Source organism: Ruegeria sp. HKCCE3926, from assembly GCF_017872515.1.
Classification (GTDB): Bacteria; Pseudomonadota; Alphaproteobacteria; order Rhodobacterales; family Rhodobacteraceae; genus Ruegeria.
Map to the genome: position 1 here is coordinate 150189 of NZ_JAEDOU010000002.1, position 21738 is coordinate 171926.

The 21738-nt window shown below is 57.0% G+C and carries 18 protein-coding genes; 14 read left to right on the top strand and 4 right to left on the bottom strand.

Annotated elements, in window-relative coordinates; all coding sequences use genetic code 11:
- Window positions 1-81: 81 nt before the first annotated feature.
- From I9184_RS08920 to I9184_RS08985, 14 genes are all read left to right on the top strand, one after another.
- Window positions 82-1440 (top strand): ABC transporter substrate-binding protein, encoded by a 1359-nt coding sequence (locus I9184_RS08920; RefSeq protein ID WP_209833891.1) that lies wholly within the window; start codon window positions 82-84, stop codon window positions 1438-1440.
- Window positions 1441-1495: 55 nt separating this feature from the next.
- Window positions 1496-2503 (top strand): sugar ABC transporter permease, encoded by a 1008-nt coding sequence (locus I9184_RS08925; protein WP_171723788.1) that lies wholly within the window; start codon window positions 1496-1498, stop codon window positions 2501-2503.
- Between the two features lie 3 nt (window positions 2504-2506).
- Window positions 2507-3655 carry a carbohydrate ABC transporter permease gene (locus I9184_RS08930; RefSeq protein ID WP_171636140.1) on the top strand — a complete coding sequence of 383 codons (1149 nt, stop codon included), beginning with the start codon at window positions 2507-2509 and terminating at the stop codon, window positions 3653-3655.
- A gap of 9 nt (window positions 3656-3664) precedes the next feature.
- Window positions 3665-5320: an alpha-glucosidase gene (locus I9184_RS08935; protein WP_209833892.1), complete on the top strand. Its 1656-nt coding sequence runs from the start codon at window positions 3665-3667 to the stop codon at window positions 5318-5320.
- 3 nt (window positions 5321-5323) lie between these two features.
- Window positions 5324-6406, top strand: coding sequence for a sn-glycerol-3-phosphate ABC transporter ATP-binding protein UgpC (ugpC, locus tag I9184_RS08940; RefSeq protein ID WP_209833894.1), 1083 nt, complete (start codon window positions 5324-5326; stop codon window positions 6404-6406).
- A gap of 71 nt (window positions 6407-6477) precedes the next feature.
- Complete coding sequence (locus tag I9184_RS08945) at window positions 6478-7227, top strand: sugar phosphate isomerase/epimerase (RefSeq protein WP_171636134.1); 750 nt, start codon at window positions 6478-6480, stop codon at window positions 7225-7227.
- On the top strand, window positions 7227-8273 hold the full coding sequence (locus I9184_RS08950) for a LacI family transcriptional regulator (RefSeq protein WP_209833896.1): 1047 nt from the start codon (window positions 7227-7229) through the stop codon (window positions 8271-8273). The genes I9184_RS08945 and I9184_RS08950 overlap by 1 nt, the downstream gene beginning before the upstream one ends.
- A gap of 22 nt (window positions 8274-8295) precedes the next feature.
- A complete protein-coding gene (locus I9184_RS08955) occupies window positions 8296-9045 on the top strand; it encodes a basic amino acid ABC transporter substrate-binding protein (protein ID WP_209833898.1) in 750 nt (249 codons plus the stop codon).
- A gap of 64 nt (window positions 9046-9109) precedes the next feature.
- Window positions 9110-10756, top strand: a complete 1647-nt coding sequence (locus I9184_RS08960; RefSeq protein ID WP_171636128.1) for an amino acid ABC transporter permease — start codon at window positions 9110-9112, stop codon at window positions 10754-10756.
- A complete protein-coding gene (locus tag I9184_RS08965; RefSeq protein ID WP_209833900.1) occupies window positions 10753-12717 on the top strand; it encodes a beta-galactosidase in 1965 nt (654 codons plus the stop codon). Before I9184_RS08960 ends, I9184_RS08965 begins: the two co-directional genes overlap by 4 nt.
- Before the next feature lie 160 nt (window positions 12718-12877).
- The gene (locus tag I9184_RS08970) at window positions 12878-14002 is read left to right on the top strand and encodes an extracellular solute-binding protein (protein ID WP_171723781.1); all 1125 of its coding nucleotides are present in this window, start codon (window positions 12878-12880) and stop codon (window positions 14000-14002) included.
- Window positions 14003-14118: 116 nt separating this feature from the next.
- Window positions 14119-15231 (top strand): ABC transporter ATP-binding protein, encoded by a 1113-nt coding sequence (locus tag I9184_RS08975; protein WP_171636122.1) that lies wholly within the window; start codon window positions 14119-14121, stop codon window positions 15229-15231.
- A gap of 12 nt (window positions 15232-15243) precedes the next feature.
- The gene (locus tag I9184_RS08980; RefSeq protein ID WP_209833901.1) at window positions 15244-16164 is read left to right on the top strand and encodes an ABC transporter permease; all 921 of its coding nucleotides are present in this window, start codon (window positions 15244-15246) and stop codon (window positions 16162-16164) included.
- Window positions 16161-17432, top strand: coding sequence for an ABC transporter permease (locus I9184_RS08985; protein ID WP_209833903.1), 1272 nt, complete (start codon window positions 16161-16163; stop codon window positions 17430-17432). Before I9184_RS08980 ends, I9184_RS08985 begins: the two co-directional genes overlap by 4 nt.
- 40 nt (window positions 17433-17472) lie before the next feature.
- Here the strand turns inward: I9184_RS08985 and I9184_RS08990 are convergent, their stop codons facing one another.
- From I9184_RS08990 to I9184_RS09005, 4 genes are read right to left on the bottom strand one after another with little or no spacing between them, the layout of a single operon-like run.
- Window positions 17473-19389 (bottom strand): beta-galactosidase, encoded by a 1917-nt coding sequence (locus tag I9184_RS08990; RefSeq protein ID WP_171723779.1) that lies wholly within the window; start codon window positions 19387-19389, stop codon window positions 17473-17475.
- Window positions 19386-20246: an SMP-30/gluconolactonase/LRE family protein gene (locus tag I9184_RS08995; protein ID WP_209833905.1), complete on the bottom strand. Its 861-nt coding sequence runs from the start codon at window positions 20244-20246 to the stop codon at window positions 19386-19388. Before I9184_RS08995 ends, I9184_RS08990 begins: the two co-directional genes overlap by 4 nt.
- Window positions 20243-20848 (bottom strand): 2-dehydro-3-deoxy-6-phosphogalactonate aldolase, encoded by a 606-nt coding sequence (locus I9184_RS09000; protein WP_209833907.1) that lies wholly within the window; start codon window positions 20846-20848, stop codon window positions 20243-20245. Before I9184_RS09000 ends, I9184_RS08995 begins: the two co-directional genes overlap by 4 nt.
- A complete protein-coding gene (locus I9184_RS09005; RefSeq protein WP_171636113.1) occupies window positions 20845-21738 on the bottom strand; it encodes a 2-dehydro-3-deoxygalactonokinase in 894 nt (297 codons plus the stop codon). The genes I9184_RS09000 and I9184_RS09005 overlap by 4 nt, the downstream gene beginning before the upstream one ends.

The following is a 21738-nucleotide window of genomic DNA, read 5'->3' on the forward strand; positions in this document are numbered from 1 at the left end:
GATGTTAGCGGATAACACACGTCATCCAAAGCGCTTTGAAAGCGAGTCTTTGAGTACATGAAAGCTTGGGAGGAGGATTTGATGAAACACGGGCTTTACGCAGGTGCGGCGGCACTCGCCCTGATGGCCGGATCAGTTCAGGCAGAGGGTGAGATGATCCACGTCGTCGGCGAGGGCAGTTTTGACTGGGATGGGTTTCAGGCCTTTGCCGAAGCGAATGATCTGTCCGGCGAAAGCCTGACCATTTTCGGCCCCTGGCTGGCTGGCGAGGGCAAGTCCTTCGAAAACCTCGTGGCCTATTTCGATGAGGCAACAGGCGCGAATTCCAGCTATGTGGGTTCGGATTCTCTGGAACAGCAGATCCTGATTGATGCGGCCGCAGGCTCGGCGCCGAATCTGACTGTTTTCCCGCAGCCTGGTTTGGCGGCAAACCTCGCAAAACAGGGCTATCTGACGCCATTGGCCGAAGGCACTGCGGACTGGATCAAGGAAAACTTCGCCGCGGGACAATCCTGGGTCGATCTGGGTACGTTTGAGGACGCGGAAGGGTCTGACGATTTTTACGGGTTCTTCTTCAATGTGAACGTCAAATCGCTGGTTTGGTACGTGCCCGAAAACTTCGAAGACTTTGGGTATGAAGTGCCCGAAACCATGGAAGAATTCAAGGCTCTGATGGATCAGATGGTCGAGGACGGCGAGACGCCTTTGTGCGTCGGTCTGGCCTCGGGCGGCGCAACGGGTTGGCCTGCGACGGACTGGGTCGAGGATCTTATGCTGCGTACGCAACCACCTGAAGTCTATGACCAATGGGTTTCGAACGAAATGAAGTTCGATGATCCCCGCGTCATAGCCGCGATTGAGGAATATGGCAGCTTTACCCGGAATGACGACTATGTCGTAGGTGACGCAGACGACACGGCGGCAATCGATTTCCGTGACAGCCCCAAAGGTCTTTTCGATAGCCCGCCCGCTTGCATGATGCATCGTCAGGCTTCGTTTATTCCCGCCTATTTTCCGGAAGGCACCGAATTGGGGGTGGATGCTGATTTCTTCTACTTCCCGGCTTATGCCGAAAAAGACCTGGGGACACCGGTACTTGGGGCAGGGACATTGTTCACAATCACCAACCCAAACCCTGCTGCCGAAGCCTTTCTGGAGTTCCTCAAGACACCTTTCGCCCATGAGATCATGATGTCGCAGGACGGTTTCCTGACGCCACATCTGGGTGCGGACCCGGCGAACTATTCGAATGATTCACAGCGGGGACAGGGTGAAATTCTGACCAACGCAACGACCTTCCGCTTTGACGGGTCCGACCTGATGCCCGGTGCAGTCGGGGCAGGTACGTTCTGGACCGGGATGGTCGATTACTCGTCGGGTGCAAAAGATGCAGCCACCGTGGCACGTGAAATCCAGGCCTCCTGGGACGCAATCAAGTGACCAACTCATGGGGCGGTCCTGAGGCCGCCCCGTTTGCCAAACGGATGGGCGTATCATGACACCCGCATTACAAGGCCTGCTGACGATCGCCATCGGCGTGTCGGGTTGCGTGGGCTACTTCTATCTTTCCAACCAGTTTCTGGACAAAGTCCTGTTTCCGCCGCGCGGGCCAAAGGCGGGCCGAAACATCAACCGTGCGAACTTGATCCGCCCGTGGTTGTTTCTGTTCCCGGCGCTTGCTGCATTGGGGCTGTATCTGGCGTATCCGGTGGTTGAAACCTTGCGCCTTTCGCTTACGGAACGCGTGCCCGGTGGCGGATACCGTTGGGTTGGCCTGGACAACTATACCCAAATGGCGGCGGAGCCGAAGTTTTGGGAAGCCATGCGCAACAACATGTTCTGGCTGATCGTCGTGCCGGCCATGTCAACGGCTTTTGGTCTTCTCGTGGCGCAACTGACCGACCGCATCCGCTGGGGCAACTTTGCCAAATCCCTGATTTTCATGCCGATGGCCATTTCATTTGTTGGTGCATCGGTGATCTGGAAACTGGTTTATGATGCGCGACCAGCGGAACAGGACCAGATAGGCATCCTGAACGCGCTGTACATCTTCTTCGGCGGAACCGAACCCAACACTTGGTTAACAATCCCCTTCTGGAACAGTTTCTTTCTGATGGTTGTCCTGATCTGGATACAGACGGGTTTCGCGATGGTCATCCTGTCGGCGGCCTTGCGCGGTATTCCCGAAGAAACCATCGAGGCGGCCATTTTGGATGGGGCCAATCCCTTTCAGATCTTCTTCAAGATCAAGGTACCGCAGATCAAAACCACGATCCTTGTTGTTTGGACGACGATCACGATCACCGTTCTCAAAGTGTTCGACATCGTCTTTGCCATGACGAACGGCCAGTGGGAGACGCAGGTGCTGGCAAACTACATGTACGACAAGCTTTTCCGGGCCAATGACTGGGGCGTCGGATCCGCCTCGGCCATGGTGATCATGTTGCTTGTTACGCCGATCCTCGTCTGGAACGTGCGCAACGCGCGCAAGGAGATGGAGTAAGCCATGAGCGATATCGCCGGAACCAAACCAGCGCTCAGATGGGTGGTGCATCTGTCAGTCATCTTCCTGGTGGCTCTTTGGGTCATTCCTACGCTTGGCTTGTTGATTTCGTCCTTTCGGACGGCAGATCAGATTTCGTCCAGCGGCTGGTGGCGGTCGCTGTTTCCCTCTGAACAAAACCTGACGCTTCGCAGTGCCGCGCCCGAGACGCAGGTGCTGGAAAACGGACTGTATGTCATTCAGGGGGCGTTGTTCGGCGAAGATGAGCAAGCAACGATTTCCAGATGGGGGATCAGTTCGCGCGAGGTTGATGCATTTGAACCGGGCCAAACAGCCGAGCTGCGCCGAGGTGGTACGATCACGGTGGATGCGGCGGGCAACTATCGTATGGAAAACACCGAGGAATTCACCGGGAAACGTGGTGCGCGCATCTTCGTAACAGCGGAACTGCCACCCGAGTTCACTTTGGAAAACTACCGAAAGGTTCTTCTAGATCAAAGCAGTACGGACAGCATGGCCAAGGCGTTCTTCAACACGCTGACGGTGACCATCCCTGCAACAATCATCCCGATTCTGGTTGCCGCCTTTGCGGCTTATGCGCTGGCGTGGATGGAGTTTCCCGGGCGCGCCCTGCTGATTGCGGCCGTTGTTGGCCTTTTGGTCGTTCCGCTTCAATTGGCCTTGATCCCGTTGCTGAAATTTCACCTCAATATCGGGATCGGCAAAGGCTATCTGGGAGTCTGGCTTGCGCATACAGGGTTTGGGATGCCCCTGGCGATTTACCTGCTGCGCAACTACATGGCCGGATTGCCGCGTGATCTGATCGAAAACGCCCGCGTCGATGGCGCCACAGAGTTTCAGATCTTTACCAAACTGATCCTGCCACTCAGCTTCCCGGCGCTGGCGTCTTTCGCGATTTTCCAGTTCCTGTGGACATGGAATGACCTGCTTGTTGCCAAGGTTTTCCTGATCGACGCGACCGGCCAGACAACCGTGATGACGAACCGCATCGTCGAACTGCTGGGTACACGTGGCGGCAATTGGGAAATCCTTGCGACCGCTGCCTTTGTCTCGATCTTCGTGCCGCTGGTCGTCTTCTTCGCAATGCAAAAATACCTGGTCCGGGGCCTGCTGGCCGGATCTGTCAAATAGAGGCGTCTGATGAACGTGCAGAACAACCCTGAACAATGCGAAGCAACGAAACTGTCTTCGGACTGGTGGCGCGGTGGTGTGATCTATCAGATCTACCCACGCAGTTTTCAGGACAGCAACGGGGATGGGATCGGTGATTTGAAGGGCATCACTGCGCGACTGGATTACATCGCCTCGCTGGGCGTTGATGCAATCTGGATCTCGCCGTTTTTCAAATCGCCGATGAAGGATTTTGGTTACGACGTCAGCGATTATCGCGACGTCGACCCCATGTTCGGAACGCTTGAGGACTTCAAAGAGCTTCTGGATCAGGCGCATGCCAAAGGGTTGAAGATCATGATCGATCTGGTTCTGTCGCACACGTCGGACCAGCACCCTTGGTTCAGCGAAAGCCGCAGCAGCCGTGAAAACCCGAAATCCGATTGGTATGTGTGGGCTGACCCCAAGCCGGATGGCACGCCACCAAACAACTGGCTTTCGATCTTCGGCGGCTCGGCCTGGCAATGGGATGCCCGACGGCTGCAATATTATCTGCACAACTTCCTGACATCGCAGCCGGATCTGAATTTCCACTGCCCGGATGTTCAGGATGCGTTGCTGGACGTGGCGCGGTTCTGGCTTGATCTGGGAGTGGATGGCTTTCGGCTGGATACCATCAATTTCTATTTCCACGACAAGGCGCTGCGCGACAATCCTGCGCTGCCGATGGATCAACGCAACGCCACGATCGCACCGGCCGTGAACCCCTACAACCATCAGGACCACCTGTTTTCAAAAAGCCAGCCCGAGAACATCGCCTTCCTCGAAAGACTGCGGGCCTTGACGGACGAATATGAAGGCCGGGCTTGTCTGGGCGAGGTCGGAGATGCGCAGCGTGGGCTCGAGATCATGGGCGAATACACATCCGGGGATAAGCGGATGCACATGTGCTATGCCTTCGAGTTCCTGGAAAAACGTGCATTGACGGCCACTTACACCAAGCACGTTTTCGACCAGTTGGAAGCGAAGGCAGGTGACGCATGGCCATGTTGGGCATTTTCCAACCACGACGTGCAGCGTCACGTCTCGCGCTGGAATCTGGATGACGCGGCAGCCCGCCAGCACGCGGTTCTCATGATGTGCCTGCGCGGCTCTGCCTGCCTCTATCAGGGCGAGGAGTTGGGCCTGCACGAAGCGGATGTGCCGTTCGCGAAACTGCAAGACCCCTATGGCATCGAGTTCTGGCCCGAATACAAAGGCCGCGACGGCTGCCGCACACCGATGGTATGGGCAGCACAAGATGAACAATCGGGTTTCAGCACCGCAGAGCCCTGGCTGCCGGTAAGCGCACAGCAGGCCGGGCAGGCGGTGGACCGATTGGAGGCGGATCCAGGCTCGATGTTGAACCACTACCGTCGCGCCATTGCCTTGCGGCATGCGCATCCTGCTTTGGCAACGGGGGCGCAGACCGGCATGACGGAAACGGGTTCGATTCTGTCTTTTGTGCGTGAGGATTCTCATGAGCAGATATTCTGCGCGTTCAATCTGGGCACGGATTCTGCCGCGTTGAAGCTGCCCGAAGGCAGTTGGCAGGTCATGGGTCAGGACCTGGGCGGTGTCGAAGGAAGCGGCAACGTTGTCCTGAACGCGGCGCAGTTCATCCTGATGTACAGAAAAAAGGGATAAAGCATGTCTGAGCTCAACCTAACGGATGTCGCCAAGTCCTATGGCCCTGTCGATGTTTTGAAGAACATCAACCTCGACATCGAACAAGGCGAACTGATCGTTTTTGTCGGTCCTTCCGGATGCGGCAAGTCCACCCTGCTGCGGATGATCGCCGGGTTGGAGAAGATTACAGGCGGCACGCTGGAAATCGAAGGGCAGGTCATGAACGATGTTCCGCCTGCACAGCGGGGCATCGCGATGGTGTTTCAAAGCTATGCCTTGTATCCCCACATGACCGTTCGCGAGAACATGGCCTTTGCCCTGAAAATCGCGAAGATGCCCACGGCCGAGATTGATGCTGCCGTAGATCGTGCCGCTCGAATCCTTCAGCTGGAACCATTCCTGGACCGCCTGCCAAAAGCTCTTTCCGGGGGGCAGCGTCAACGGGTTGCCATCGGGCGCGCGATCGTACGTGACCCAAAGGTGTATCTGTTCGACGAACCCCTCTCGAACCTCGACGCGGCACTTCGGGTGGCCACGCGGATCGAGATCGCGCGTCTGAAAGAGGCCATGCCTGACAGCACCATGATCTACGTGACCCACGATCAGGTCGAGGCGATGACACTGGCCAGTCGGATCGTGGTATTGGCCAACAAGGGCATCGCGCAGGTCGGGACACCGCTTGAACTGTATGAGGCGCCTGACAACGAGTTTGTTGCGCAGTTCATCGGTTCGCCTTCCATGAACCTGCTGTCCGGCACAATCACCGGAACCGGCGAAACGACCACCGTTGAACTGTCATCAGGCGGGATTGCAAGATCCGCGGTTCCAACCGAAGACAGTGACCTGGGGAAAAAGGTCAATATCGGGGTGCGCCCCGAAGATTTGGCGATGACGGAAGACTCCGCGATTCTGTCCGGCAAGGTGGATTTCACCGAAGCCCTGGGCGAAGTCACGCTGCTGTATTTTGAGAAAACCGATGGTGCGGATGCAGTCATTGCAAAGCTTCCGGGGGTTCAGCGGAACCTGCGCGGCCAGACGGTCTCGGTCACGGCCTCACCGGGCAAGGTGCATCTGTTCCACAATGGATTGTCCATGCGCAAATAGCAGCGAAACGCAGTTCTTGACAGAATTGCGTTTTGTGTTTCACCATAATTGAAACGTTTCAATGGTGAAAAATGCGGGTATCGGCGCAGCTTTACACGGTTCGGCAATACGGTGACCTCTCGGACCAACTGAAGTTGGTTTCCGCTTGCGGGTTTTCGGATATCGAAACTACCGGTCTGCATGATATGACACCGCAAGAGATGGCACGCATCGTCCATCAATCAGGTCTTAACCTTCGTTCTGCACATTTTGATTGGGAGGAGTTCCACGAGCGTTTCGACGAGATCGTTGAAGTACTGCACCTTTTGGAATGCCAGGTGGCGGTCATGCCTTGGCTGGCGCCACAGGCGCGGCCCGGCACTGTCGAGGGATGGAAGGCAGTGTCGGGCCAGTTGTCCGATTGGGCAGATCAACTTGGAGATCACGGCGTCAGTTTGGCCTATCACAACCACGACTTTGATCTGTTCGGCGCGCCGGGAAAAACACCTCTTGAACTGATTCTGGCGCAAGAAAACATCTATTGGCAGCCCGATATCGGTTGGATTGTCGCGGCCGGTCAGGACGTGGCTGACCTGCTGGTGCGCCATGCGGATCGCATCCTGTCGGTTCATGCAAAGGACGTGGATCCGCAGGGCGGATCAGGCGACAGGCGCTGGCGCAATCCGGGTGAGGGTGTTGTCGATTGGGACGCCACGATACGAGCCCTTTCAAGCACCAAGTGCACCGACCTTTTCGTCGAGCATGATGAAACCGCCGATCACAGGCGCACCTTGCAAATGGGGCGGTTGTTTTTGACTGAACGGCTTGGGGGTATCGGCTGATGGCGCGGGCAACGATCAAATCGATCGCCCGTATGACAGGCTATTCAGTAGGCACGGTTTCAAACGCCCTGCGCGGCGCTTCGTCGGTTAAACGGGAAACGCGGGAAGAGATCCAAAAGGCGGCGTCCGAGCTTGGGTATCGGGTCAATCTGGACGGCCTGAAGCTGCGCACCAATAAATCCTACAGGATTGCGGTATTGGTCAGCGTTTCGGGCAGTGCCGCTGAAGAGTGGGAGGGTGTGGAGTTCACCCGGATCCTGGCCGGAATATCCGACGCGGTTCAAGGGTCACGCTATGAGTTGAGTGTCTTCAGTGTACGAGATGTTGAAGCCGCATTGCAGACCCTGCATTCCATTGTACAGGAAGGGTTGGCAGACGGCGTAATCTTTTCGGGAACTCGGGTGAATGACCCGCGTATCGCCTATCTGCAAGATGAGGGATTTCCGTTTGTCACATACGGGATGAGTGACAGTGCCCAACCACATCCTTACGTGGATCTCGACAGTCAGGCTGCTGCTTTTGATGCAACGTCTCGGCTGCTGGCATTGGGGCACAGGCGGATAGCGCTTATCAACCCGCCGGATGACCTGATCTATGCCCGTCAACGACTTCAGGGATACTCTGATGCTTTGTCGGCCGGTGGCATGGAGTTTGACCCGGCCCTTGTTCTTCCCGGCCCGACCACGGCGAAGACCGGGCAAAGGGCCTTTGCGGCGCTTATGCGAATGCGCAACCGGCCAAACGCCATCATTTGCGCCAACGAGGCTTTGACCCTTGGCGCATTATCCGCCGCCGCCGATATTGGCGTTCAGGTCGGCAGGGATGTCGTCGTCATTTCAAACGACGATCTGAAACTCAGCCAGTATTTCGTCCCCCCGCCCAGCACCTATTATTTGCCAATCGGCGAGACCAGCCGCCTGCTGGGTGAATTCATGCTAAAAACACTGGACGGCGTTGAACCGTCGGAAACGCAAAAAAAGATCAGGGCCACATTGATCGAGCGGCAACCTGACACCCCGGCGCCGGGTATGGCGCAGACCAACTGAGCCAACAGAGGAGAAACCGAACATGTTCAAAAACCTATTTGCCGTTGCAACGCTTGCAATGCTGACAGCGCCTGCGGCCTTTGCCGCCGATCTGGAAGGTCGCGTTCTCAAGATCGGAACGGATGCGACCTATCCCCCGATGGAAACCGTCGACGAAACAACTGGCGAAATCGTAGGCTTTGATGTCGATGTGATGAATGCAATCTGTGAAAAGATCAATTGCGTTCCGAATTTCGTAAACACCGCCTGGGATGGCATCTTTGCGGCGCTTCAACAGGGTGAGTTCGACCTGGTCATCTCGGGCGTATCGATCACGCCCGAACGTGAAGAAACTATGGACTTTTCCGAACCGTACATCGTTGTCAGTCAGGCCATTTTGCTGCAAGTCGACAACGCGGATTTGACGCTTGAGGATTTCAAAGCGGGTGGCCAGAAACTGGCGGCACAAACCGCGACGACCAACGCCCAACTGGCGGAAGAGCTTGTAGGGCGCGAGAATGTCAGCCTCTACGACAATTTCTCGGCGGCTATCCTGGCGCTTCAGAACGCAGATGTACAAGGGGTGATCATCGATGGCACCTCTGCCGCGGCCTACGAGCAGGAGTTTGCCGGAGAACTGACCGTAGGCATCACAGGCCTGCAATCCGATCCGTTGGGTATCGTGTTTCAGGAAGGTGACCCGACAGTGGATGCAATCAATGCCGGTCTTGCCGCTATTCAGGAAGACGGCACGCTGGACGCGCTGAAGGCCAAATACTGGGGCACAAACTGATCCTCCAAGCCCTTCTGGGCCCGGCGGCAGTCGTTGCCGGGCCATGTTTCAGCGGAGAAGTTCCATGTCGCGTCTCAGCACGATCCGCCCGAGCAATCTTGTATTGCTCGCAGCCGCTCCCTTCATCGTCTATCTGTTCGCCACGTCCTCGAAATATCTGCGATCTCTGATTGCAATTCTGGGGATCGGCAACAATGCAGGGCCGATTTTCGTCGGCTTTCTGCTGATCGTCTCGGTTGCAATCCTTGGATATCTCTGCGCCCGGTATGCACGTTTTGCCAATCACGCCCCCGGCTGGTTGCGCGCTTCGGCCCTTGCGGCGCTGCCCGCGTCAATTGCGCTTTTGGTCATAAGCTTTTTATCTCCACAGCTTTTGATGCCCTTCGCGGAATCCGTTTTCTTTCATGCGCTCAGCGAGAACACATCAACCCTGATCGACCGGTCCAGTCAGACGTGGGTGTTGTATCCCGAAGTCGTGACCCAGATTCAAACAGGACTGCAAGTTCTTCTGGCCGCATACACAGCTGTTGTCGCCTTGAGCCTGCTGTCGGTGCGGTTGCAACCCCCTTGGCGCGGGCGCGTTCTTTTGGGGCTGGAATGCCTTACAGGTGCGGTTTTGTTCTATCTGATGTTCATGGCCCACTGGCAGTTCGCGACGGGCGTTGCCATTACGTTTCGCGCAGCCATCTTCGCCTATATCTTCTCGGCCATTCTGGGCTTGATCTGGGTGGGGCTGCAATCGTTCAAACCACGGGCGCGCACCACGATTCTGTATGGTTCCATCAGCCTGTCATTGCTTGCGATATCAGCCTTTTTCTTCATGCAGCCGCAGGTCAGTTACGTTCTGGTCGGAAGCACCGAAGGGCGCATTGCCATTGTGCGCGGCACACCACAGGCGCAGGCTGACATCATCCGGTTTGGAGAGTTCGACGGTGCCGGCGAACAACAATACCGCATACGCAGCGCCACTGATGCAGCGGCCGCCCTGGAGCAGATTGAAACCGTCGACAGCGTTTCCGGAGCGTTTGTTCCCGTGGATGCTCATTCACAAGGCTATCCAGTTCTGTGGCAGACCAGTTTCTTGCCTGACAAATACCGGAATCCCGCTCTGGCTTTTGCTGTTTTCGGCTTTCTGCTGCTGACGCTGACCATTGGCGGCGCACAGCACAAGCTGCATCCCTTGGCGGTCGGGGCCGAATTTTTCGTGGACACGATACGCGGCATTCCGATGTTGGTGATCATTCTTTACATTGGCCTGCCCTTGGCGGGCGCGGTCAAGGATGCCACGGGGGGCGGCATTGATATGACCAACATGACACGCGGGATCATCGCGATTTCGGTCGGGTATTCGGCCTATATGGCGGAAATATTCCGATCTGGGATCGAGGCCATCCCGAAAGGGCAACTGGAAGCAGGCAGTTCGCTGGGCTTGTCGCGCTGGCAGACGGCGCGGCTGATCGTTCTGCCGCAAGCCCTGCGGATCGTCACCCCGCCATTGGGCAACGAATTCATCGCGATGATCAAGGATACCTCGTTGCTGTCCATCCTGTCCGTCCGCGACATGACCCAAAGGATGCGAGAGTTTCAGGCAGCAAGCTTTCTGCCCTTTGCGCCGTTCAATACGGCAGCAATTCTGTATGTGGTACTCACCCTCTGTTGCGCAAGCTTCCTGAAATGGATCGAACGGCGCACGGCAAAGGACAACCGATGAGCAAACTGGAGCTTGGGGTTTGCTACTACCCCGAACAATGGGACCCGTCCCAGTGGCGCAGTGACGCCGCGCGGATGGTCGAGATGGGCTTGGATTGGGTTCGAATCGCCGAGTTCACCTGGGGTCTGATTGAACCGGAACGCGGCCGGTTTCATTGGAACTGGTTGGATGACGTCATCGAGCTTCTGGGGCGGGCCGGCCTGCGGGTCATGATGTCGACTCCAACGGCTGCGCCTCCCAAATGGCTGATTGATGAGCACCCCGAAATTCTGCCGGTTGGCCCGGACGGCCGGGTCAGGGGTTATGGTTCCCGCAGACATTATTGTTTTTCCAGTGACGTGTACCTGGCCGAGGCGCAAAGGATCGCCACGGAATATGCCGCCAGGTATGGCCAGAACCCGCATGTCCATGCCTGGCAGATCGACAATGAATACAATGACCACGACACCGTTCTCAGCTATTCCGATGCCGCACGGGCGGGCTTTCGGCGCTGGCTGGCAAAACGATACGGCACAATTGACGCATTGAACGAGGCCTGGGGGACTGTGTTCTGGGGGAGCCTTTATTCCGGCTTTGACCAGATTGAACTGCCCAATGGTCTGGTCGCTACACCCAACCCCACCCATGCCCTTGATTTCAGGCGCTATTCCTCGGACCGGGTGCGGTTGTTCAACAAGACACAGGTGGACGTGCTGCGCGAACATGCGCCGGGTCGAGATATCACGCACAACTTCATGGCCGGCAGTTTCGAATTCGATCACCACGCAGTGGCCGCCGATCTGGATATCGTCGGCTTTGACAGCTACCCGCTGGGTAATCTGATGGGCTCAACCCTGTCAGAGAAGGAAAAGCGCCGTTATCTGCGAACCGGCGCGCCTGATTATCAGGGATTTCATTGTGACCTGTATCGCAGTCAGGGGCGGGGGCGGGTATGGGTGTTGGAACAGCAGCCGGGGCCGGTGGACTGGGCGGCACAAAACCCTTCCCCAGCCGAAGGGATGGTTCGGCTTTGGACCTGGGCCGCATATGCACACGGCGCGCAAGCTGTGATGTTCTTTCGATGGCGACAGGCAAAGTTCGCGCAGGAGCAATACCATACAGCCTTGCTGCGCTCGGATGGCAGTGTGGATCAAGCCGCGCTCGAACTGGCTCAAATTGTGAAGGATCGTGAAAACCTTCCGCCGACGACGCGCGGAAAAGCCTCGGTGGCGATGATGCTGGATTACGCTTCGATCTGGGCGGCCGATATTCTGCCGCATGATGATGACTTCCCCAATTCCCATATCTTCCGTGAATGGTACACTGCCTTGCGCAGTCTGGGGGTGGACATTGATTTTGTGGGTCCCCAGGATGGTTTGGAAGGTTACGCCCTGATCGTGCTGCCGCAAAGCATGATCGTGACCCCGGATCTGGCCGCAAGACTTGAGGCTTCGGGGGCAAAGCTTTTGATTGGTGCCCGGTCCGGCAGCAAGACGGCTCAAATGCAGACGCCTTCAAATCTGGCGCCGGGTGCGTTGGCGGATCTGACCGGCGTCCGTGTCGTCCGTGTCGAATCGCTGCCGGATATTGCAAGAGAATCCGTGCTGTTGCAGAACGGTCAGCTTTTTGACTTTGCCGGTTGGCGCGAAATCATCGAGACCGAGGCAAATGTCCTGGCGCGCTTCAAAAGTGCCTATTGCGACGCCAGCCCAGCGGTTGTCCGGTCGGATCGTGCGACATATCTGGCCATGGTGCCCTGCGGTGCGCTCTTGCACGAGATTATGCGCGATGTCTTGGAATGGGCAGGGCTGAAGCCTCTGGACTGCGATCCAGACTTACGTGTAACCCGCTTCGGTACGTTGCATTTTGCCTTCAATTTTGGTGACATGTCCAAACCCCTGCCTGGTGGTGGATCACGACGAATTTTGATCGGCTCTGATCCGGTCGGCGCGCACGAATTCACAGTCTGGCAGGTAAACTAACGCCCTGAGATTCAACCAAAACGTGTCAAAAACAAAAACTGGATATAAGATTTCCGCAAACTGTCACTTTTGGACTGACGAACGGGCACAGAAAGTCCTATGAATATGTCCTATGAATATAAAGACAAAAATAAACTCATCCAACAACGGGAGATCACCTATGGCTAAACATTCGTCACTTTCGAGACGCTCTGTGTTGAAAGGCGCAGGTGCTGCGGCACTTGCGGCACCCCTTTACAGCAAGAGCGCTCTGGCGTCGTCGGGCGAAATCAACATTCTGATGTGGTCGGACTACCTGCCGCCCAGTTTCATCGAAGAGTTTGAGACTCTGACCGGAATCAAGGTGAACTATACCGGCATCGGCTCGAACGAAGAGATCATCAACAAGATGAAGGCCACCAAGGGCCAGGGTTTTGATATCGTTTCACCGACCAACAACCGGTCGTTGCAGTGGGAACCGCTGGAGCTGCTCCAGCCCTTCGACATGAACAAGGTTCCGATCGATCTGGTGAACCCGGCCATGGCAAAGATTGGTACTGATGCGTGGAACTTTGGCGATTCAGGTGCGCACTGGCTTCCGCATATCTGGGGTACAGAAGGTATTGCTTATCGTACTGACCTGTGGCTGCCGGATGGTGATGCGCCGTCCTATGGCGACGTGTGGTCGGAAGCGAACGCTGGCAAAACCATGGGCCGCGCGCATTCCATGATGCTGGGCGCCGGTCTTTACATGGAACGCGCTGGCGAGATGGAGCCGGGTTCGGTCTGGGCGGCATATGGTGATGAAGACACCATGCGCAAGGTTTGGGGCCAGATCACCGACTGGTGTATTGCACGCAAGGACCGCATCAAGCTGATCTGGAACGACGCCGATACACAGAAGAACGGTCTTCTGAACGAAGGCGTTGTCGTTGGCCAAACCTGGGACGGCCCACCCCTTGCACTGAAATCCGCAGGTGAGCCGGTGCACTATCAGGCACCCGTCGAAGGTGCGATGGCTTGGGTGGATGGTATGTCCATGCCGACTGGTGCCGCGAATATCGATCAGGTTTACGCCTTTATCGACTTTGCCTATCAGGCCAAGCCGGCCGGTGTCGCCATTGACAGTCATGGCTACAACTCGCCGGTATTAGGGGCCGACCAGTATTCCGGCGACACCTACAAGAAGAACTTTGCCGAGGCCTATCCGGGCGACTCGCTGGCCAACCTCAATCCGTGGCCTGCAGAAGCGCCGTGGTATGCTGAAACCCGGACCGAGTTCGTCAACAAGTTCAAAAGCGCTTAAGCGTTCCGAACCTTCGCCCTCCGCATCCTGCGGGGGGCACCCATCTGCGCGCCGTCCCGGCGTGGCGGACGCTAATACTGTGTGGTGACAACACGCACCTCAGGGAGAAACCAAAAATGAGTGCAGGGGTCGGAGTCGATCTGGAAAACCTGTGGATCCGTTTCGGTGACTTCGTCGCCGTGCGCGATGCAAACGTCAACATCAACGGGGGAGATTTCTTTTCTTTCCTCGGGCCATCGGGCTGCGGAAAAACAACTATTCTGAGGGCAGTGTCCGGCTTTCTTGAACCAAGCGAAGGCAACGTCCTGATTGGTGGCAACAATATGCGTGGCATCGGGCCCAACAAGCGCCCGACGGCGCTGATCTTTCAGAACCTCGCATTGTTCCCGCTGATGAAGGTCTGGGAAAACATCACGTTTTCCATGGAAATCAAAGGGGCCAGTGCTGCCGAACGCCGCAGGCGCGCCGATGAGCTTCTGGACATGATTGCGTTACCGGGGCAAGGGGACAAACTGCCAAGTGAACTGTCAGGTGGTCAACGTCAGCGTGTTGCTATTGCCCGTGCTCTGTGCGCCGAACCGGACGTGCTGTTGCTGGATGAGCCTCTGTCGGCACTTGACCTGAAGCTGCGCCAGCACATGCGGACCGAGTTGCGTGAAATTCAACAGCGTGTCGGCATTACTTTCATCTACATCACGCACGATCAGGGTGAAGCGCTGACCATGTCGGACAATATCGCCGTCATGCGTGCCGGTGTGATTGATCAAATTGCCGACGGGAAGACGATTTACAACGATCCCAACACGGCTTTTGCGGCTTCATTCGTTGGCGAAAACAATGTGTTCCGCGGTAAAATCAAGCAAGTGATGGGCAAGGAAGCTTTGATCTCGACCAACCGTTCGGGGGATCTGGTGGCAAGGATTTCGACGGCCAATCAGGGCAAGATGAAAGAAGGTGATGACGCGATGATGTTCATCCGCCCCGAGGCCTTTGCAATTGCCCCCGATGGCGCAACGGGCGATCACTTCGTCACCGCCCGGGTCAATCATGAAGAGTTCGAAGGCAACGTCTTCAACATCTTCACCGAAGGCGAAGGCGGAAAGGAAATCAAGGTCTCGATCCCCAACCATGGGCAATCCTTCGAGGACCACACCGGACAGAACATCACGCTGGAATACGAGACGCATAATGCCGTCGTCGTTCCCGCGGGTGAGCTGGCTGCGGAATAAGGGGAACAGTTCATGCCCCGATTTCTGAAAGAATTCTTCAATCGCAACGGCACCGGTATGGGCTTGGCGATCCTGGGTCTGGTTTTGTTCTGGACAATCGGCCTTATTATCCTGCCGCAGCTGTCGATGCTGGATTTCTCGTTCCGTCCAAACCTGCCCCCACCAGAAATTGGCGGGCCGAAGGACGTCTATACGCTGGAGAACTACAAGTACCTGATATACGGCCCCGAAGGTGGCAGTCAGGATTACAACACGGTTGACCTGCGGGTGTTCTTCCGCACCCTCGTGGCGGCCGTTTGCGTCACGATTTTCAACCTGATCATCTGCTATCCGATCGCCTATTATCTGGGGCAGTCCGAAGGCAGCCATATCCGCATCTTCGCGATCATGCTGATCATCCCTTACTGGATCAACGAAATCCTGCGCGCCTTTGCGTTGCGTATTATCTTCGGTGAAACCGGTGTTCTGAACACGTTGTTCGTGGGGCTGGGGGTCTGGGATACGCCGTTCGACTTCATCCGAAACGATATCGCACTCTATGCCGGGCTGGGCTATGCCTATATTCTGCTGATGATCTTCCCAATGTATAACGTCATAGAAAGCCTGGACAAAAATCAGATCGAAGCCGCGCGCGACCTTGGCGCGTCGTGGTGGCGGATACATTGGCGTGTGGTCATTCCTTATGCCAAGCCAGGGATCAGTTCGGGCTGTACGATGGTGTTCATGCTGTCTGCGGGCGCGCTGGCGGCACCGCAAATCCTGGGCGGGCCGTCGTCGCTGTGGTTCACACAGCTGATCTATCAGCAGTTCAACGATAACAACGACTGGCCGCAAGGGGCTGCTTATGCGATCGTCCTGCTGGTGACCTGTATCCTGTTCGTGCTGGCCATGATGCGCCTGTTCAAAGTGAACATGGGGGATATCGGGAAATGAACAATTCCTTTCTCCGCATAAGCATCTGGGTCTATCTGGCGATCTTCTTCCTGTATCTGCTTGGCCCGCTTGTGATCATGTCGATCACCGCGTTCAACTCGTCCGGCTTCCCGCGGATGAGCCCGTGGGAATGCCTGACCTTCCAGTGGTTTGGCGAGTTGTTTCAGGATCAGCGCATCCTGAACGGTATCAAGAACTCACTGATCATCGGGATCGGCACGGTCATCCTGTCAGTGGCCATGGGTCTGGCGGGCGCATTGATGCTGACCCAGATCTGGCCAAAGCTGCGGGCGACTTACTATACGATCATTATCGCTCCGATCCTGATCCCGGGTGTTGTTCTGGGTATCTCGACGCTGGTGTTCTGGGATCGTATCAACCGGATGCTGGGACTGGGGGCGGACAGCTTCCTGTCAAATGGCATTTTTCTGACGGTGATCGGCCAATCCACCTTTATCGCCAGCTACTGCATGCTGGTGTTGGTGGCACGCTTGCAGCGCTACGACGTGGCCCTGACCGAGGCGGCACTGGACCTTGGGGCCAGCCACGCCCAGGCCTTCCGCAAAATCCTGTTGCCGTTCATGCGTCCGGCGATTGCATCGGCAGCGGTGTTGGCGTTCCTCGCATCGTTCGAAAACTACAACACCACCACCTTTACCTTCGGTGAATACCCGACGTTGACGATCGAGCTGGCCCAAAAAGTCCGGTATGGCATCACACCCGCAATCTCGGCGCTGGCCTTCATCATCGTGGCGCTGACAGTGTTCTTCGCTCTGCTGAACGAAGCCAAGCTGAAACGTCAGGAACTGGTGGCAGCGGCGCGCAAGAACGCGACGGTTGAGGAGCTGGCCGGCAAGATCAAACTGCCCAGCTTCTTTTCCGGCAACATGGCAGCGGTTCTGTTGGTTGTATTTGCCGTCGCAACGATCACAGTTGTCGGCACTGCGGCCACCTACAATCCGGCGCAGTGTATCGCCGATATTCGCGAGCAGAAGCAGCTGGAAGCGGAACAGCGTATTCAGGAGTTGCGTAAACAGCGTGAAGAACGCCGCAAGCAACGCGAAGCTGAAGAAGCGGAACAGGGCGGTGCGCAATCCACCCCGAAACCGACGAACAACAGCGGCTTTGGCAATGTTTTCGCTCCGAACTCTTTAGGGGGCGAGGAAAGCGAAGGCGCTGATAGTGGGCCTGAATCCGAAAACGCTCCGTCCAATAACAGTGGTTTCGGCGGGGTGTTTGACCCCAATAGCCTGCAAAACGACGAATAGCGGCGCAGGTTCGTAGCCTCGGCATCCGCCCGGACTGACCTCAGGTTTGTTCGGGCGGATTGCGTTTCAGGATTTTGACGTCACAACCTTCGACGGTGAGCCCGTTCCAATCCACCGGTCCTGCGTTGTAGTTGATCAGGAAGGCATGATCGGCCGTCTCGCGCAGTCGCAGGCCTTGCGGCATCCTGCGCAATGTCAAATCGGCTTCTTCCGCCGCCATGGCTATAACGCGGTCCCAAAGGTCTGCATCGGGGAAGCCGGCCAAGTACCAGATTCCGTCCCCTGCCTTGAGAGCAGGTGTTCCGTCTTCGAAACTCAGCAAGTCTTTGGCCGTTCCTGACAATCGGTCGATCCAATGCCGCGCCGCGCCGCCACCCTTGACCGCGCGTTCAACCGTGGGCGGCAGAGTTTCGACCAGATCAACATCGCAATCGATCCTTCTCAGACCGGGTCTGCCCTTTTCAGGAATTTGAAAATCGCGGGTGATCGCGCCGCCGCGCGGTCCCAGAATGGCAAGATCGCATCTCTCTGCCAAACGTTGTTCCAAATCAGGATCCATTGTGGCCAAACCGGGGGCAAAGATCACCGAGTAATCACCGGGAATGTCCTTCGCCGAAACAAAGTCTACCGAAAGACCGGCCCGTCGCAGCGCACGGTAAGCCGAAAAAACCAATCGGAAATAATCAAATCCCGCGCCTTGTGGTTGTGTGGTCCACGCCCAGTCCGAGGCGTAATCAAACAGAATGGCCACTTTGGCCTGTATCTGTTGCACCGCGCCCAACGTGTTCAGGTCATCTGCGGTCTGGCGGGCCTCTGCCAGTGCAGCAGCAGGGTGATTGTTCGATGTCAGCAAGCCCGCATGCATTTGCTCTTGCGCAAACGGGGCTTGCCGCCATCGGAAATAACTCACCACCTCGGCACCATGAGCCACGGCTTCCACGGACCAAAGACGCACCATTCCGGGCAGGGGCGCCGGATTATACGGTGCCCAATTCACCGGGCCGGGTTGTTGTTCCATCACCCACCAACGGCCGCGCCCAACCGCCCGGTAGAGATCATGGTGAAACGCCTGCATGTCCGGATCACCCTGTTGCAAAAAGGCGGTCTTGTGCGCGTCGTCGGCATCCAGCCGGTCCGACAGAAAACCGATCGGATAACTGTCCCAAGTGGCGATATCCAGATCCGCGCCAACCTTGAAATGGTCGAAGTCCAGAATACGGCCCATGTAATTGTGCAAAAGCGGCGCATCAGTCAACGGGCGCAGCGCATCCACCTGTGCTTTGTTGAAAGCCGCGACCTGATCCGAACTGAAGCGCCGGAATGCCAGTACATGAGCCGGGTTCGGCTCGGTCACCGTTTGATTGGGCAGGTCGATTTCGCTGAAGTTGCGATATTCCATCGACCAGAACACATTGCCCCACGCCTGGTTCAGCGTTTCAATTGTTCCGTACCGTTCGGCCAGCCAATGGCGAAATGCCTGTTGAGCAGCTGCGCTGTAGCTGAGAGTGGTGTCGTGACACCCGTATTCATTGTCAATCTGCCACGCGACGACATGCGGGTTCCTACCGAACCGTTCACCCAATATGCGTGCGATGCGGGTAGATTCGTCGATATAGCCTTGATGGCTAAAGCAGTAATGCCGCCGTGATCCGAACTTGCGCGGGTTGCCGTTTTCATCGGCGGCCAGCATATCCGGGTGTTTGTCCAGCATCCAGCGCGGCGGTGTTGCGGTTGGCGTGCCCAGCACGACCTTCAATCCGGCTGCTCCGAGTGTCTCAATCGCGCGATCTAGCCATTCGAATTGAAAAACGCCGGATTGCGGCTCGATGCGGCTCCACGCGAACTCGCCAATACGCACCCATGTAAGGCCTGTTTCGACCATTTGCGCGGCATCGTCTGCCCACATCGCCTCTGGCCAATGTTCAGGATAATAACAAACGCCCAGTTCCGGCTTCATAAGATGACCTTGTGTTCTGCCTGACCCTGACCTGCATTTCGCGCGGCAAAGGTCATGCCGTTGGTCGGTTGGCTGTCTATTGTTTCTGCGTTCAATCCCTGACGGGCCGTTGTGCAGAAAAGCGTATTCAGTTCATCGCCCCCGAAAGCGGGACATGACGTATGGGATGCGTCAAATGCAACGGCCTTCAGAAACATGCCGTCGGCCTTGTATACCGCAATTCGGCTGGCACCCCATTGTGCAATCCAGATATTCCCCTGGGCATCGATGACCGCGCCATCCGGGTTCAGACCTTCTTTGCGCAAATCCAGAAAAACTGCGCTGTCGCCTTCCGGCCACCCGGTTTCGGCGTTCAGACGCCAGCGCCTGACTTGTTTCGTTGCGGTGTCGCAGAAATAGGCCACCGAACGATCGGGGGCAAAACAGATCGCGTTGGAGATTGTCACATCCGAAACCACTCGTCTCAACTCGCCTTTCCAGAAGCGATAGATTGATCCGGCCCCGGGTTCCGCCTGCTTGCCCATTGTGCCGATCCAAAACCCACCCCACGGATCGGCGCGGCCATCGTTTGAACGGGTCACGGGGTTGTCGGCTTCCAGAGGCGTGATCAAGTTCCGCTTTCCGGATTGCAAATCGAGACGCCACAGCCCCGTTTCCGACGCCATAAGAAGCGTATCGCGATCCACCCAGCCCGCGGCCGAAACATGTTCATCGAAGCTCCAGCTTTTGGGCATTCCCCGCTCGCGGGTCATCAGACGTTTGCCTATGATATCGAACCAGAAAAGCTGACGTCTTTCAGGATGCCACAACGGGCCTTCGCCCAACTCGCAGGGGCGGTCGTCAAAGATAGTGCTCATCCGGCGGCCTCGTCATAGGCCGTGACGATATGCCGGGCGCGCTCGGCGATTTCGGCGACATCCATTCCGGGTTTGTAAAGTGCAGAGCCTATCCCAAAGCCATCTGCGCCCGCTTTGATCCATTGCCCGAAATTCTCGGGTCCGGCACCGCCAACGGCAAAAACAAGCGAGCCTATGGGCAAAACCGGACGTAAGGCGGCCAAACCCGCCGGACCAGCCATCACCCCCGGGAACAGCTTCAAACCGGTGGCCCCGGCCTTGAGGGCTGCAAAGGCTTCGGTTGGGGTGTAAACCCCCGGCCAGCTTTGCAGGCCCAACGCGACGGAACGCTTGATGACCTCGGCGTCATAGTTGGGCGATACGATCAACTTGCCTCCGGCGGCCGACACAGCGTCCACCTGACCGACTGTCAAAACAGTGCCCGCGCCGATCAGGGCCTGGTTTCCAAACGCATCAACCAAAGTGCCGATACTGTCGAGCGGATCCGGAGAATTGAGCGGCACTTCGATCCGGTCGATGCCGGCATCGATAATGGCGCGGCCAACGGCTTTGGCTTCGTGCGGTTGCAAGCCACGCAATATGGCGATGATGGGACGGCTCATGCGGTTTGCCTTGTCAGGTTTCGGGCCAGCGCAAGCCCGGCCAGAGTTGCCTCGGTGGCGTTTGCGGTTTCCACGAATGCGCCTTGCCGTTGCAAGGCTGTTGCATATGTCTGCGACACGCCTTCTGCTCCGATAATGGCCAGTTGCTGCCCTAGCCAATAGGGCCGTGTCGCGGCCAGTTCGGCCCCGATCAACAATCCGGAAAGGCGCGCGCGTGCGGTGGCTTTGGCCTGACCTTGCAGCAAGTCCGCCGCTCGCAAGTTAAAAAGACGCGCAGCCAATTGTTCGGGCTTTGATAACGTATCCGCAACCGCCTCGGCGAAAGCGTCTTCGTCCCAGCCCGGGCCTACAGAGTGCCGCAGCACGGACTGACCACATAGCAGGTCGAACAACTCACCCGTCATGAAGGTACGAAAGCTTACAACCTCGCCAGCGCTTACCTGAACCCATTTCGTGTGGGTTCCGGGCAGGCAGATAACGCCGTCCCAACTCTGGCGCGCGCCCAGAAATCCGGCAATCTGGGTTTCCTCACCCCGCATCACATCCGGCGGAGTTGTTTGTTTCAGACCGGGTATGACAAAGGCCCGAATGCGCGGGTCTGATCCGGGTACGCGGATAGGGACATCCGGCAAGGGGTCCGACGGCACGGTCGAATAAGGGGCTTCCACCCAGCCCTGTCGTGCGCCGACCATTCCGCAAGCGACCACATCCACCGGCGCGCCGGGCAACCAGTTTTCGATCAAATCCAGCAGGGCGGCTTGAAACCCGTCAGGCCCGACATGCGCCATGCCCTTGTCGGATTGCGCATGGTCCAGCGCAGTCGAACCCTGCATGGCCCAGGCCCGTAAATGAGATGTTCCCCAGTCGACGGCGATCCATTCAGTGTTCAT